The following is a 15,877-nucleotide window of genomic DNA, read 5'->3' on the forward strand; positions in this document are numbered from 1 at the left end:
TTAATGGTTTATATTTTACTGTTTAATGTTCTTCCAATAAGCGTTCTCCAATTTTTTCTCTACAAATAATGTTTGATTACTAGGGTTTGTATTGTTGAGCAATGACTTATTGATAAGACCATACATTTTTGTTTTTAGCGTTGTTTGCTCTTGGTCAGTGATGTTTTTACCATTAATAAGCTCTTGTAAGGTACTCAAAATGCTCCAGTTTGATAAATTGCTATTAACAACTCTGGTAGAAATGGCTGCACTCAACTCCATAAGTTTGTATTTTTGAGTATTGTCTAAAATTCTTTCGTTTTCAGAAATTATACCCATTACTTCTGCAATAAGTGTCTCTAATTGCTGTTGAGTATAATTTTTTTGAAACTTAAATGCAGAATTAAACTTGGTTAATTCTCCCGTCAATCTTTTTTCTTTTTCTTTAATTGGAGGCGGAGCAAAACTGGTTTTTTTTACAAAAGTTCTAGCTTTATGTTGAGCAGACTTTAAATATTCGAGAGCTTTTTTCTCAAAAGGAAGTGCTTTTTCTGGTTCGTATAACCTCAAATGTAGTTCAGACTGCCACATTTGTTCAAGCGACATCTTTAATAAACTTTTAGTTGATTGCTCGTAATATGTATTAGCCTCTCCGTCATCATGCGAATGTACGTATTCTGCCAGTAAACTGGCAACGGGGTCTTTTTCTTCAGCTGCAGTTCCATGATTATGTCCTTCTTCTTCATGCTTATTTCCTTCGTCATGGTCATGTTCACCTTCATCGTGGTCATGTCTGAAGCCTTTTAATAAATCACCATCCTTTGCTTCTGCTGGTAATGCATTCACTGCTCCAATGGCCCCTTCATTTTCCTCTCCTAAATACTGACCATACCTAAGTCGTAGAGCTTTTTGGTCGAAACCAATATTATTTGAAATATCATTAAAATCCTGCTTTTTTAACTTATTTCGCTTGGCAATGAGTTTTTCTGTATCAAAAATGATTTGTCTTTGACTTCTGAAATACTCGGGCATAATATTCATCGCCATAGTTGCCAAATCAGATTCTTCTACTTGTGCAGTATCTTTATAAACAATAAAATAAGTATCAGATTTTGAGAAATTTGGTGATGGACGTTTATTATCAATAGCTGCCCAATAATAGTAAAGCTCATCACCCGGAGTAAAGTTAAGTGCCCTCAAATCAATGGTTTTACTAATTGTTGCAGATTTGAAATTTGATTGTGAAAGTGGGATTTTTACTTCTCTGAATTTTACATTTTCTCCTGAACCACGAGCTAAAGTAGCAACGATGAACGCTTGATTTACTAAAAAATCATCTGAAATTTTGGCAGAAATTTGAATGTTTTTAGAATCTTTAATGAAATGTAATTGGTAAAGTTCTTTGGATGTGGGCTCTATTTTCGGTGATAAATCAGGTATTGCATCTAAACGATAATAATCTGATTGATAAATAAGTGAATCATGAAAATAAGCTTTAAAAGAATAAAGTCCTGAACTAATTAGTTGGTCTGTATATTCAAAGTGTTCATCAACGAGTTTAAATGCTACCTCTTCGCCTCGATTATTGCTTAAATTAACTTTTAAATTGGTTGAATTTGAGAAGTTGATTTGCCATTTAAGCATTGAGCCAACAACGGCAGAGGCATTCATATTTTCTGAACTAATATTTTCAATATTGGTATAGCTTGGAGGAGTAATTGTTAGCGTAGCAGATTCAAAGTTTGGAATATATCTTTGATTAGTTGATAACTGGTTTTTAATTGAATTTGATTTTAACTGATGATTATTCCATTTTAATTTAGGTCCCCAGTTATAAAAGCTAAAAGCTAAAAGAAATACTCCAAAAAAACAAAGTAGTTTTCTTTCAAAAATGATGGGCGTTTTATAGTTATTGCTTAATAAACGTTCAAGTTGTAATTGTTCGGCTAAATTAGGTTGCTCGAGTGTCAATAATTCGAGACTATATTCTGTATTATCAAGTTTTTGATGAATAATTTTGATGGCTTCTTTTTGTTTATTCTGAAATAGCTTTTGTTGAAGAGAAATCCCTAAAAATGAAAGAAACAAAGCTATTGATGCCCAAATTTCTGATTGAACAAAGAATAAAATGATGTAATAAGCAGTGCCAGCTACTAACAAGCAAACTAATATTGCTTTAGTGTATAACTGGAGGTTGACTTTGGTTATGATTTGTTTGAGTTGATTCATGCGTTTTTGGAAATAGCGAGCCAACGCTCAAAACAAAGTAATAAAATGAATACTAGAATGAGGCTTTTATCAAACCATTCATTTGAGGACTTGTGCGGAAAAGGTTGTATTTTAAACAAAGCCTTTAATTGTTGCTCAGAAAGCGGCTTTAGATTTTCATTGTTTAATTGCCAATGTTGAATGATTTTTTCGCCAATAAACTCTGGTAAGTAGGCATTAAATACCCATTCGTTAGTTTGTGGTGTGAGCGGTTTTGAGATAATTATTTCGTTGTCATTATTTGTTACATAAACTCCGACCCACTTTTGTGAATTACTGAAAAATCCTAAAGTTTTAGCTGAAATATGAATTGGTTTATCTGAAAAAATTATGTCATAATTATTCGTTTCTTTGGGTGCTAATTCAATTTGAAACTGCCATTCATAAATATCTTTCAGAGCCGATAAAGAAGCAATTATTTGTTTCTTTTCCGTAGTATTTTTATTGAAAATACCCACATTAAATATGCCCTCGTGACTTATTTCTTGCTTAGAATTTGTATTATTTCTGACCGTTTTTAATTGGCCATCAGCATCAATAAATGATGTTTTATTGTCAGAGAAAGCAAATACGTTATTAGTGCGTGTTGAATCAATAATTGAATGGATTTTAAGATTAGTTGGTGAAAAAATCTGTGGAAGCTGAGTTAGTTTACGCTGATTAATGAGATATAATTCAAGCGTTTGGTCTTGAATAAGTTTGCCCATTTCGTTCAGATTTGATTGTAAAGATTGGGCATTGATTTTTACAATATTTGAAGGTAATTGTTCAATCGAGGTAAATCGAACGGGCTTATCATTTATCCAATAGCATTCTTCTCCTTTTTTAAGAGCTTCATCAATCTCAAACTTAAAATTCTCAAATACTATTCGATTGGCTTCAATTAAATGAGTTTTTGTTTTTTTTGAACTAGCATTTGTCCATATTAACAATGGTTTCGACAAGATAAAAACAAATAGTAAAAGCAGTAAACACCTGATTATCAGCAATAAAATATTGTCCAGTCGAATGCCTCTCGACTGTTGGAGATTTTTTTCACTAAGCCATTGAGTAGCAGCCCAAGCAATTAATTTTCCTTTTTTTTGATGCCAAAAATGTATAATAACAGGAATACTAACTGCCAAGCTTCCCCAAAGTATGTAAGGGTTTAATAATTCCATTTCAGAAATTTCTTTGCTTTATTGCTTCCAAAATTACGCTCGCAATTGGAGTATCAAAGCTTGTTTTGAACAAGTGTACAAATGGAATTTGTAATGCTTCTTCAAGTTTTGTTAAATATTTTTCAGCTTTTTTTCTTACCTCTTCTTTAATTGCTTCTGCTTGAAGTTCAATTTCTTGCCCGGTTTCTAAATCTTTAAATCTGAAAAAACCTTTGAGGTTGAAGTTTAATTCTTGTTGCCCCAATACTTGGAAAATAAGTATTTCTCGGTGGGCATTGGCCAATGATTTAATTAAAGTTAGCCACTCATCATTGAATTGTAATAAGTCAGACGCAATTACTAAAACTTCTTTTTGTTTTCCCGATTGCAGAACACTCAAGTCTAGTGAATTTGTATTCTCCCAATTTCCATGAGCCTCGATTTTTTCCAACGTGTAAAGTATTCTTTGAAACGATTGTTTTCCAGAATTAACAAGGGTGACTATTTCTCCATTTTTTATTCCAAATAAACTCATTAAGTCACCTTGTCGATATCCTAAATAAGACAGAGAAGCGAGTAAAATTTTACAATATTCTAACCTTGAGACTTTATTTTCTACATAATTCATCGAACCAGAAAGGTCTATTATAAACTTCAAATGAAAATTACTTTCGGTAGAAGATTCACGAACCAAGTGTTTATCTGTTCGGGCATAAAGTTTCCAGTCGATTCGTTTAGGGTCATCACCAATTTCATAATGGCGATATTGCTCAAACTCTACCCCATAACCTATTCTTTTACTATGATGAATGCCCAACATTAGTTGCTCACTCACCAATTTACCAGCCAATTGGAGGTTGTTGAGTTTTATGAGTTCTTCTGTTAGCATCTTACTATTTCAACAAATCCGTGATAACATCATCAGTACTGATACCTGCTGCTTCTGCTCTAAAATTTAGTGCAATGCGGTGGCGAAGAATAGGGTAGGCAAGAGCTTCAATATCTTCTGGTATTACCGAAAAACGCTCATTTAAAACGGCACGAGCCTTCGCACAAACAACTAAAGCTTGCCCTGCACGTGGACCAGCCCCCCATTCGCTCCATTCCTTCACAAAAGCAGAGGTAGTATTTGCTGGGCGAGTTGAACGTACAATTTTATTGATTTTTACAATAAGTTCTTCAGAAATATGTACTTGACGAGTAAGGTGCTGTAAATCAATGATTTCAGCATCACTCATGATGGAATTCAATGTTGGTTTTGAAGTGCCAGTTGTATTCTTTAATACATTAAGTTCTTCACTTTCAGAGGGATAACCCAATTTAATATAAAGTAAAAAACGGTCGAGTTGAGCTTCTGGTAATGGATACGTACCAGCTTGCTCGATTGGGTTTTGGGTGGCAATAATCAGAAAAGGTTTGGGCAAATCGTAGTTAGTGCCTGCATAGGTTACCTTATATTCTTGCATTGCTTCAAGTAAAGCAGCTTGAGTTTTGGGTGGTGTACGGTTAATTTCATCTGCCAGAACAATATTGGCAAAGATAGGCCCTCGATTAAATTTGAAGAATTTCTTTCCCGTTTCATGGTCTTCTTCTAAGATTTCAGTACCGAGAATATCTCCAGGCATTAGGTCAGGAGTAAACTGAATGCGTTTAAACTTCATGTCTAAAGCTTCAGAAATAGTTTTTACCATTAGAGTCTTTGCTAAGCCGGGTACACCTTCAAGCAAACAGTGCCCACCTGCAAGCAATGAAATTAGAATTTCGTCGATGGCAGCTTCCTGCCCGACAATTACTTTGGCAATTTCTTTTTTTAGTAGCGGTAATTTTCCTACTAAAGATTTGTAATGATGAAGATCTTTGGTTTCCAATTTTCTTTGTTTTTAATGCAATTAAGTTATGTCAGTAGTTTGGAAGATTAGCTAAACTTTCTACACAGTTAATGCATAATTAATGATATTCACGCCAAATTTTGTATTATCTTCTGCAAGCCAGCGTTTATTCCTAAAATCATAGTCCCACTCACAGCCATAGTCTTTATTACTATATAAAACGCCAATTCTTCCATTAATAACAATGGCTTTTAGGTAATCATGAACGAGGTCATCTCCCCAGCCATTTAGCTCAAAAGTGGTGGTAGGAGGGCCTTCAAATTGAAAAAAACAGTTGTAAATAGCATGATTATTCGGGATTTTTTGAAGTGCCTTTGCTCCAAAGGTTCTTGCCATTTCTTGTTCAAAAGATTTTGCAAAAAGCCCGTCAATATCATGGTTACAATCATCTACAAATACAAATCCACCATTCTGTACATAGCGATGAAAATGGTCTCGTTCTTGACTTGAGAACTCAACTAATTTATGGCCACTCAAATAACAAAACGGACTCTTAAATAGCTCATTACTACTCAATAGCACCACTTTTTCCTTTTCATCTATTGGAATAGTCGTATATTCAACTAATGAATTAAGAATATTTGTTGGCATTCTTTGGTCGGTGTCCCAATCTCCAGAATTATATTGTATTCGCGTGAAAATAAATGGTTTCATAAGTTGGAATATCAGATACTGGTTATTGGCTACTTATGAAAATAAATTGGATAAATATTAATCCTTTACAAAATAGTTTCCAGTAACCAGTATCAAATAACAAATAATCAAATCTACACTGCATCAGATAAACTAGAGAAAGTAAATTCTCTAATTTTCATTGGTGGAACCATGTAGTTTTGATTCGATTCTGTACTAACCACACGCTCTGTTTTTCCTAACATTTCAAGGTTATTGAGCATGATAATTGGACTTTCATTGAATCGGAAGTTTTTAATTGGATACTTAATCTTTCCATTTTCAATATAGAAAGTTCCGTCACGGGTAAGTCCTGTTTGGAGTAGCGTTTGAGGGTCAACCGAACGAATGTACCAAAGCTTAGTAACTAAAATACCTCTTTCTGTACTTTTTATCATTTCATCAAGTGTAGCATTTCCACCCATCATGATGAAATTTGTCGGAAAAGGAATGGGTTTTACACCTTTTTCTTTCGCCCAAAAGCGTGAATAAGACAGGTTTTTAACAACTCCTTTTTCAATCCACATTCTTTTCTCTTGTGCTTGTCCATCTCCACCCCAAGGAGAAGCTGGTAAATCGGCATAAGCGGGGTCAGAGAAAATAGTTACTCGCTCATCTACTATTTTTTCACCAATTTTATTCTTTCCACCTGCTTTACTAAAAAATGAGCGTCCTTCGTCGGCACTACGAGCATCCATATCAAAATAGATGTTTTCGAGTAAAACGGCTGCGGCTGTCGGTTCAAGAATTACAGTATATTTTCCCGGTTCGAGAGCTTTAGCTCCTTTTGACCCAACTGCTTTTTGAATCGCAATTTTGGTTGCTTCCGCCGTATCAAGTTTATTTACATCACTAAAACCCTTAATTACATAACCTGAACCAGTGCCGTCTTCAGTACGCACAGTAAGTGAGTAGTTTACATTCGTACTTTTGTAGTAGGCGAAAAGTCCTTTTGAATTCATCATGGCTGAATAGCCTTTTGAATCTTCTAAAAAACCTGCGGCTACTAATTTTTGCTCACGCGTGAGTTTTAAACTTTTCATCACAGCCTCCGCACGAACATCGGGATTGATATTTGCAGTTGAGTCAAAATATCCTTCTGATTTCATATATTGCTGTGGTTCTAATACACCCATATATTCAGGGTTTTCGGGAGCAAGTCGAGCCAATTCTTCAGAGCGTCTTACTACTTTTTCAAGTGAAGCATCATCAAATTCATCAATTGTGGCAATCCCTACCTTTTTACCAAAGGCAGATTGTACTTGCAAATTTTGATTTGTAAGACCTCCACTGGTAGAAACCTCATTTCTAGCATAACGGATGTTTCCGTTGATATTTCCCGATAGATTGACCTCGCAATCATCGGCTTTTGAATAGCTTAAAACCTTCTTTAAGAGGTTTTTAGCTTCTGCTTCTGTTAATATTACTGACATTATTATTCAAGATTTTAAAGATGATTTTGCTTCTTTTAGTTCATGACAAATGTTAGAAAGAAAATTCTTTCTTTTGTAAACTTTAATGAAGCGATTAAACTTTACGTGCCGTGTTAATTACGTTAACACCATTGAAACGAGCCGTTGCACTACCATGAGATACTGCACTCGATTGTGAAGGTTGTCCCTTACCATCGAAGAATGAACCGCCAAGACGGTAATCACGTTCGTCACAAATTTTCACACATGAATTCCAAAATTCCTGCGTATTTGATTGATACGCAACATCTTTCAGCATTCCTGCAATTTGTCCATCTTTAATTTCATAATATAATTGTCCGCCAAATTGGAAGTTATAGCGTTGTTGGTCAATTGAGAAAGAACCATCGCCAATGATATAAATTCCTTTTTTCACATCCTTAATCATTTCGGCCACTGTTAGTGGTGTTTTTCCTGCTGCTAAAGACACATTGGCCATGCGTTGGAATTGAACCGATGACCAACTATCAGCATAGCAACAGCCATGTGATTCTTTCTCACCGAGAATATGAACTTGGTCTCTGATGGCTTGGTAATTGACCAAAGTACCATCTTTCACCAAATCCCATCGTTTGGTTTTTACACCTTCATCGTCCCAACCAACGGCACCCAAAGAACCAACTTGAGTTTTATCAGCGAAGAAATTTACTTCTTTACTGCCATAATTAAAGTTTTTGCTTTGCCATTTATCGAGTGTTGCAAACGAAGTTCCCGCAAAATTTGCTTCATAACCTAATACACGGTCAAGTTCTAGTGGGTGACCAACCGATTCGTGAATAGTCAACCAAAGGTGAGAAGGGTCGAGTACCAAATCATATTTACCAGCCTCAACTGATTTAGCAGTTAGTTTTTCTTTTGCTTGTTTGGCTGCTGCCGTAACATCTTCAAGCATGTCATAACCCTTATTATAACGAGTTGTGATGCCAGTAACTTTATCTTTCGGATTGGTTTGAAGATACTCGTAGCCCATTCCCATTGGTGCAGAAAGGGCTTGGCGTGTCTCAAATTTGCCAGTTTTTGGGTCAATGGCAGTTACAGATGCAATTGGCCAAATACGGTGAATATCTTGGTCGATGTACGAACCATCAGAAGAAGCAAAGTATTTTTGTTCATTTACCAAGAATAAAACTGAGTTTACGTAGTTTGCTCCATTTTTTAATGCAGCATCATTTACTCCGAGTAATAAATCAACTTTTTCTTTAATTGGAACTTCGAAGGCATTACGTTGGATTGGTGCTTTCCAACTAACTTCTCCATAACCATTTTGAGGTGCTAAAATGACTGGTTGAGACATTAGCTTGGCATTGGCCTTGGCTATTGCAACCGCTTCTTCGGCTGCACGTGCGGTATCTGCTTCAGTTTTGGCATCAACAACAGCAGCAAAACCCCAACAACCATTAGCAATGACACGTACACCTACGCCATAAGATTCGGTATTTACAATGTTCTGAACTTTGTCTTCACGCGTAACCACAAATTGATTAAGGTAACGGCCAATTCTTACGTCAGTGTAAGTGGCTCCTTTGGCTTTAGCGGCATTTAAGGCAGCATCTGCAAGTCGCTTCTTGATGGCAACATCCATTGCTCCATCGAGCATTGCTTCTTGAGATACTGAATTGCCAATAATTGGTATATTCGGAAGCATTAAGCCACCAAATCCCAATCCTGATAGTTGAATAAAATCTCTTCTTTTCAAAGCTTTTTCAGTTTTGTGTTAAATAATAAGTTTATTAATGAAGACTAATTTAAAAAATATTCTTTCTTGGTGAAAAAATGTGTGTCGGATTTTGATAAATGGTAATAAATATTGTTGAGTGGAAATCTATTATTCTATAAACCATGTAGGCCTTTACAACCTACATGGTTTGAAAATCTTTTTAAACCGCATCAGATAAGCTACTAAATGTAAAGTCTCTGATTTTTAATGGTGGAATCAAACAACCACCTACACGTGTTGGTTTGCCCATTGCTTCAAGGTTATTGAGCATAATCACAGGGCTTTCATTGAAACGGAAATTTTTAATTGGATATTTAATTTTTCCATTTTCAATATAAAAAGTTCCGTCACGTGTCAGACCCGTGTAAAGTAATGTTTGAGGGTCAACGGCACGGATATACCAAAAACGAGTTACTAAAATCCCTTTTTCAGTTCCTTTAATTAAATCAGCTAAAGATTCGCTTCCTCCAGCCATGATAAATCCTTGTGGAGGAGGCACCGCTTTTACTCCTTTTTTATCTGCCCAATATCTTGAATAGTAAACGTTTTTAACGATACCATTTTCAATCCAAGAAATTTTTTCTTGCGGACGGCCATCGCTTCCTCCACCGCCAAAACGGCCGCCTCCACCGCCACCACCAAATCCAGAACCTGGAATTTCAGGATTGATTGGGTCAGAGAAAATATTTACTCTTTCATCAAATAATTTTTCTCCAATTCTTGTACCACCACCCTTTTTACTCAAAAAACTACGACCTTCATCTGCATTACGTGCATCCATACTACGCATCATGTTTTGAAGTAGGTCAATAGATGCCGCAGGTTCTAAAATTACTGTGTATTTACCTGGCTCCAATGCCTTAGCATTACTTGAAGCCATTGCTTTTTGCATCGCAATTTCGGTAGCTTCTTTTGTACTTAGTTTTGAAGTATCATTAAAGTCACGAATGGCATAGCCTGAACCAAGACCATCGGCTGTTCTTACGGTTATCGAAAAATCTACTGATGTTGCTTTATTATATCCAAATAAGCCTTTGCTGTTACCGATAGCCGTAAAACCAGTAGAATCCTCTAAATAACCTGCAGCAGTGAGGTTCTTCTTGATACAAGGGTCAATACTATCAAATGCGGCCTTTGCCCTATATTCGGGGTCGATATTAGCAGTTGCTTCGGCGTAAGTATTTGAATCTACGTACGTTTGAGGCCCAAGCATAGGCATATATTCAGGGTTTTCTGGTGCTAATCGAGCAATTTCCTCTGCTCTTCTGACAGTTTTTTCAAGTGAAGCATCATCAAATTCATTGATTGTTGCAGTTCCCGAACGTTTACCAAAAACTGCTGTTACAGCCAATGATTGGTCGTAAGATTCTCCACTTGTCGAAACAGAATTTCTTGCATAGCGAATGTTGCCAGTGCGGCCACCGCTAAGTGAAACACTCATTTCATCAGCTTTTGAAAATGCTAAAACTTTATCAATAATCTTTTTAGCTTCTTCTTTTGATAATATTTTATTCATTTGTTTAGTTTTTTAAGGTAAGTAGTGTAAGTACATTCAATAGAAAAATAGGCAAAGATTTTAAAGTTTGGACTATCAACCATTGTTTGTGAACTAGCGACTTTTATCAAATCTTTCTACCTGTATTAATCACATTTACACCGTTGAAGCGAGTAGTTGAACTACCATGTGATACAGCACTAACTTGTGAAGGTTGACCCTTACCATCGAAGAATGAACCGAAAGTACGATAGTCGTCTTTATCACATACTTGAACACATGAATTCCAAAATTCTTGTGTATTTGACTGGTAAGCCACATCATCAAACATACCCACGATTTCTCCATTTTTGATTTCGTAGAATAGCTGTCCACCAAATTGGAAATTGTAACGTTGTTGGTCAATTGAATATGAACCACGACCAATGATGTAAATACCTTTTTCTACACCTTTAATCATATCAAACACGCTGAGTTTGTCTTTTCCTGGGCGTAGCGATACATTTGGCATACGTTGGAATTGAACAGAGTTCCAATTATCGGCATAACAGCACCCATGGGAAGCATTTTCTCCTAGAATATTTACTTGGTCTCTGATTGCTTGATAATTTACCAGAATACCATCTTTGATTAAATCCCATTCCTTACAAGGCACACCTTCGTCGTCAAATCCAACTGTTCCTAAAGCATAAGGTTGAGTCTTATCGGCAACAATATTTACTTGCTTACTGCCATAATTGAAGTTTTTCGACTTCCACTTATCTAAAGTTGCAAAGCTTGTTCCTGCATAATTGGCTTCATAACCTAATACACGGTCAAGTTCGAGTGGGTGACCAACCGATTCGTGAATAGTTAAACCTAAGTGATTAGGGTCAAGCACTAAATCATATTTACCTGCTTGAACAGTTTTTGCGGTTAGCTTTTCTTTAGCTTGTTTAGATGCCATTACTGCATCTTCAACCATATCATAAGAATTACGGTAGCCGATTAGTCCGTTTGGAGCGGAGATTTTTTCACTGGCTAATCCATCCAAATATTCATAACCCATACCCATAGGAGAGCTGATTGCATCACGAGTTTTGAATTTTCCAGCAGCTTTATCTACCGCAGTAACCGTAAAGGTTGGCCAAATACGATGAATATCTTGGTCGATATAAGAGCCATCAGATGAAGCAAAATACTTCTGTTCATTGATGAAAAATAGATTTGAAGTAACAAAAGCTGCCCCATTTTTCATGGCTTCGCCGTTTACTTTCATCAATAAATCTATTTTCTGTTGAACTGGTACTTCAAATGCGTTTTTCTTAATTGGAGTTTTCCAAGAAACTTCACCAACACCTTTTTGAGGAGCAAGAATTACAGGTTCTTTCTGGATTTTTGAGTTTGCCTTAGCAATAGCCACCGCTGTCTCTGCACATTTGGCAATACCATCATTGCTTACATCGCTTGTTGCGGCAAATCCCCATGTACCGTTGGCAATTACACGTATTCCTACGCCATAAGATTCGGCATTAACAATGTTTTGAACTTTATTTTCGCGAGTGAAAAGGTATTGTTGTAGATAACGACCAATGCGAACATCGGTGTAGGTTGCTCCACGCGATTTGGCAGCATTAAGTGCAATGTCGGCCATTCGTTTTTTTGCCGCTACATCAGCACCTGGTTCAAGAAGATGCTCAACAGGCACCATATTTCCCAGCACTGGTATCGAAGAGCCCATTAGAGCTCCAAATCCCATACCCGATAGCTGGATGAAATCCCTTCTTTTCATGTTAGGTTTGTTGATTGAATGATTATTAATTTTATTGTAAAAATGTACAAATATTCGTTGAAATGAAATTTTTGCAAAAGAAAATCAATGCAATAATGTTTAAAACTATTCAAAAATAAACTTGTTTTTTTTATTTGATAGACGAAATAGTCTTTTTTAGCGACTTTTTTTGTACAATATTTTCAAAATTGAGCAAAGTACAGAAAAACGTATATTTCTTACACTTTTACTCTTGTCTTTGCTTTAGTTATTGTATTTTTGAAACAATATCGATTTTAAGCTTTTTTAACAATATTATAAAAATGAGTATTCAAAAATCCTCTTTTGGAGTTTTACCAAGTGGCCAAGAAACGAGCCTATTTATTTTAAAAAATGCCGCTGGTATGGAAGCGAAAATTTCGGATTATGGTGGAATTGTGGTTGCTTTAACTGCTCCCGACCGAAACGGAAATTTAAATGATGTGGTATTGGGCTGTGAAACACTTGAAGGTTATTTAAAAGGAGTTCCTTATTTTGGAGCAATCATTGGTCGTTATGGAAATCGAATTGCAAAGGGCACTTTTCAATTAGATGGAGAAACATATTCATTAGCTATTAATAATGGTGTGAATGGTCTTCATGGTGGATTGAAAGGATTTGATAAAAATGTGTGGAAGGCTGAAACCATTGATTCAGTGGAGCCCGTTTTAAAACTTTCGTACCTTTCAGTAGATGGAGAAGAAGGATATCCGGGGAATTTAACAGTGGAGGTATCTTATACTTTAACCAGCAATGCTCTACGTATTGATTATCAGGCAACTACTGATAAAGCAACTGTTTTGAATTTAACCAATCACTCTTATTTTAACTTAAGTGGTGCTGAAGATGTCTTATCGCATGAAGTAATTTTACATGCTGATAAATTCTTACCAGTTGATGAGACCGTTATTCCTACGGGTGAACTACGTTCTGTGGTGGGAACTCCTTTTGATTTTACTACAAGTCATCAAATTGGTGAGCGTATTAATGATACTTCCTACGAGCAAATTGTATTAGGTAGCGGATATGACCATTGCTATGTTTTAACTGATAATAGTTCAGAATTGAGGTTAGCTGCTGAAGTTTATGAATCTTCTACCGGTAGGATAATGAAAGTATTAACAACCGAACCAGGAATGCAATTCTATACCGCCAATCATTTAAAAGGAAATATAGTTGGTAAAGGTGGAGTGACCTACGGACGACGTTCGGCGTTTTGTATCGAAACCCAACATTTTCCAGATTCGCCAAATAAACCTGAATTTCCGAGCACTGTACTAAGACCTGGTGAGGTTTACACTTCAACAACAATTTATCAATTTGAGACTAAGTAAGGTATCATTTTTGGCTGTTGGTAATAAGTTGCTGACAGCCAAATATTTTAATGAAATTTTCTATGTCTGGTGAATCATCTCATAAATTACTTTTAAAACAGACAGTCGATGCTGTTCATCCACTTTCTGAAGATGATTTTGAGGCTTTTTATGCACTTTTTAAACCTTTTTCTGCTAAACGTAAAGAAATTTTGACTTATGAGGGTACTACTGAGCGTTATTTGTATTTCGTAATAGAGGGCTTACAAAGAATGTATTATGCTGATGAAAATGGAAGGGAAGCTACTTTAGTTTTTTCTTACACTGGTAATTTTGCTTGTATTTTAGACTCGATGTTATCGCAGAGTCCATCAAAATACTATTTTGAAACACTTAGCCAATCTAGGTTTCTCCGTACTACTTACCAACAAATTGAAGATTTATTTCGGACCAATCCTAATATTGAAATGTTGCTTCAAAAAGGACTTTTGGGTGGTTTTTCTGGTTTACTCGAAAGACTTGTAGAATTGCAAAGTTTCACATCAGAAGATAAATTTCGACAATTATTAAAGAGAAGTCCGCATATTCTACAAATCGTTCCTCATAAATACTTAGCCAATTATATTGGAATAGATGCGAGTAATTTTAGTAAGTTAATAAATTCTGTACAGATATAAATCTTGGTATTTACCAAGATTTTTTTTCTTCTACTACCTTAATTTTGTCAATGAAAATTAGTCAAACACAAAATTATGGAAAAGCTATCATTACTTAATTTATTAGAAAGTCAAGTAGAAAACCACCTTCAACTAGCAATAGAAAAATTCCAGAATCTTTCGGAAGAAAGTTTATTAATGCCATCATCTTCTAGAGGGTGGAGTATTGCACAATGCTTAGAACATCTGAATACTTATGGAGTTTATTATTTGCCATTGTTTGAAAAATGTTTAGCCGAAAGTAAAGAAGAATCAAGTCAGGAATTTTTAAAAAGTACTTGGTTAGGCAAACTTTCAATTGATTCGATGAATCCTGAAAAGGGAAAACGAAAATTTAAGGCTATGAAAGGGTATATTCCTTCGCAGAATTTGGAAGCAGATAGGGTAGTGGCTGAATTTATCAATCAACAGGAGAGACTATTGCTAATTTTAAGAGAAGCAGCAAAGAAAAATATTCAGCGAATAAAAATCCCAATTTCGATTGCTAAATTCTTAAAGTTAAATTTAGGAGATGCACTACAATTCTTGATAATTCACAACGAAAGGCACATGCAGCAAGCACTTAGAAATTTATAAAAACCTTGTCCAATCGAATCTTCGGTTGGACAAGGTTTTTAATAAGATATTAATTGCTGATAAACTGTACTAACGTTCTTTTTGCTATTGGTAACAAGGTTTCTTCTAAAGGAAATGTCATTTCAGTTTCGATTGAATAAACAGCAGGATTGGGTAGGTGTTTTTGTTGTTTAATCAGATTTAACTTAATGTTTTCGTAACTATTTACAAAACTACGTTCCCATTCTGAAATGTAAGTTGTACTTAATGAGCGGTATTTCTCATTATGGCGTTCGAAAAGAGTCATTCTGTACGAATAAACTTTTGTGCCTTTTTGCTTACCATTTGCCAATAAAAAATAGCCTTCATCGGTTTTTAAAGGTAAAATACCTACAGGTGAGATTGAAATTTTGCTTTCCACAAAATCATAAATTTCACTTCCAACAGAAATGGCATTTTTAAAGCGATTGCTTGCATAATGAATGATTTCTTCAATTTCCTGCATTAAATTATTGTCTGAAATTATTTCTTCATAAACTAACTCTAAATTTTCAATTTGAATGCCTGAAAATCTTTTAGGAAAATGTTCCTTCAAGTAATTCTTATTTTCTTTGAATGAAACTAAATTGTTGTAGTGAAAGAATAAATCTGCAAGTTGAGGATATACTTTGGTGTTATCAAAGTAAAATTTTACTTTTTGTAGATAAGCGAGGAGTGTGTACTTTTTTGTTTCAAAATCAATTGTACCATCTACCATCCATGTTTCTGATAATTTTTCCATAACAGTATTTGAATGTCTTGATATTTCAAATTTAATCCTTTTTTTATAAAATCCAAATATTCTTCTGCATTTTAACAATTTACAAAATATAA

The 15,877-nt window shown here is 35.2% G+C and carries 13 protein-coding genes; 3 read left to right on the forward strand and 10 right to left on the reverse strand.

Annotation, left to right across the window (positions count from 1 at the left end):
* Positions 1-15: 15 nt before the first annotated feature.
* The 9 genes from A6M55_RS06915 to A6M55_RS06955 form a co-directional block, all read right to left on the reverse strand.
* A complete protein-coding gene (locus A6M55_RS06915) occupies positions 16-2,208 on the reverse strand; it encodes a hypothetical protein (protein WP_064197017.1) in 2,193 nt (730 codons plus the stop codon).
* Positions 2,205-3,407 carry a BatA domain-containing protein gene (locus A6M55_RS06920; protein ID WP_064197019.1) on the reverse strand — a complete coding sequence of 401 codons (1,203 nt, stop codon included), beginning with the start codon at positions 3,405-3,407 and terminating at the stop codon, positions 2,205-2,207. Before A6M55_RS06920 ends, A6M55_RS06915 begins: the two co-directional genes overlap by 4 nt.
* A gap of 1 nt (position 3,408) precedes the next feature.
* Positions 3,409-4,275 (reverse strand): DUF58 domain-containing protein, encoded by an 867-nt coding sequence (locus tag A6M55_RS06925; RefSeq protein WP_064197021.1) that lies wholly within the window; start codon positions 4,273-4,275, stop codon positions 3,409-3,411.
* Between the two features lie 4 nt (positions 4,276-4,279).
* Entirely contained in the window at positions 4,280-5,254 is a 975-nt protein-coding gene (locus A6M55_RS06930) for a MoxR family ATPase (protein WP_064197023.1), read from the reverse strand.
* 60 nt (positions 5,255-5,314) lie between these two features.
* Positions 5,315-5,929 carry a DUF4159 domain-containing protein gene (locus A6M55_RS06935; protein ID WP_064197025.1) on the reverse strand — a complete coding sequence of 205 codons (615 nt, stop codon included), beginning with the start codon at positions 5,927-5,929 and terminating at the stop codon, positions 5,315-5,317.
* Positions 5,930-6,042: 113 nt separating this feature from the next.
* The gene (locus A6M55_RS06940) at positions 6,043-7,380 is read right to left on the reverse strand and encodes a TldD/PmbA family protein (RefSeq protein ID WP_015030629.1); all 1,338 of its coding nucleotides are present in this window, start codon (positions 7,378-7,380) and stop codon (positions 6,043-6,045) included.
* A 94-nt stretch (positions 7,381-7,474) separates the two neighbouring features.
* A complete protein-coding gene (locus A6M55_RS06945) occupies positions 7,475-9,115 on the reverse strand; it encodes a TldD/PmbA family protein (protein WP_015030630.1) in 1,641 nt (546 codons plus the stop codon).
* 181 nt (positions 9,116-9,296) lie between these two features.
* Positions 9,297-10,652 (reverse strand): TldD/PmbA family protein, encoded by a 1,356-nt coding sequence (locus A6M55_RS06950; protein ID WP_064197027.1) that lies wholly within the window; start codon positions 10,650-10,652, stop codon positions 9,297-9,299.
* 106 nt (positions 10,653-10,758) lie between these two features.
* Positions 10,759-12,402 carry a TldD/PmbA family protein gene (locus A6M55_RS06955; protein WP_015030632.1) on the reverse strand — a complete coding sequence of 548 codons (1,644 nt, stop codon included), beginning with the start codon at positions 12,400-12,402 and terminating at the stop codon, positions 10,759-10,761.
* 302 nt (positions 12,403-12,704) lie between these two features.
* Between A6M55_RS06955 and A6M55_RS06960 the strand changes: the two genes are divergently transcribed.
* From A6M55_RS06960 to A6M55_RS06970, 3 genes are all read left to right on the forward strand, one after another.
* Positions 12,705-13,754, forward strand: coding sequence for an aldose epimerase family protein (locus A6M55_RS06960; RefSeq protein WP_064197029.1), 1,050 nt, complete (start codon positions 12,705-12,707; stop codon positions 13,752-13,754).
* Between the two features lie 62 nt (positions 13,755-13,816).
* A complete protein-coding gene (locus A6M55_RS06965; RefSeq protein ID WP_064197031.1) occupies positions 13,817-14,410 on the forward strand; it encodes a Crp/Fnr family transcriptional regulator in 594 nt (197 codons plus the stop codon).
* A gap of 75 nt (positions 14,411-14,485) precedes the next feature.
* Complete coding sequence (locus A6M55_RS06970; protein WP_064197033.1) at positions 14,486-15,025, forward strand: DinB family protein; 540 nt, start codon at positions 14,486-14,488, stop codon at positions 15,023-15,025.
* Between the two features lie 49 nt (positions 15,026-15,074).
* On the opposite strand, the gene A6M55_RS06975 is transcribed toward A6M55_RS06970, so the two are convergent.
* Positions 15,075-15,785, reverse strand: a complete 711-nt coding sequence (locus A6M55_RS06975; RefSeq protein WP_064197035.1) for a hypothetical protein — start codon at positions 15,783-15,785, stop codon at positions 15,075-15,077.
* Positions 15,786-15,877: the final 92 nt, after the last annotated feature.

The organism is Emticicia sp. MM (genome assembly GCF_001649495.1).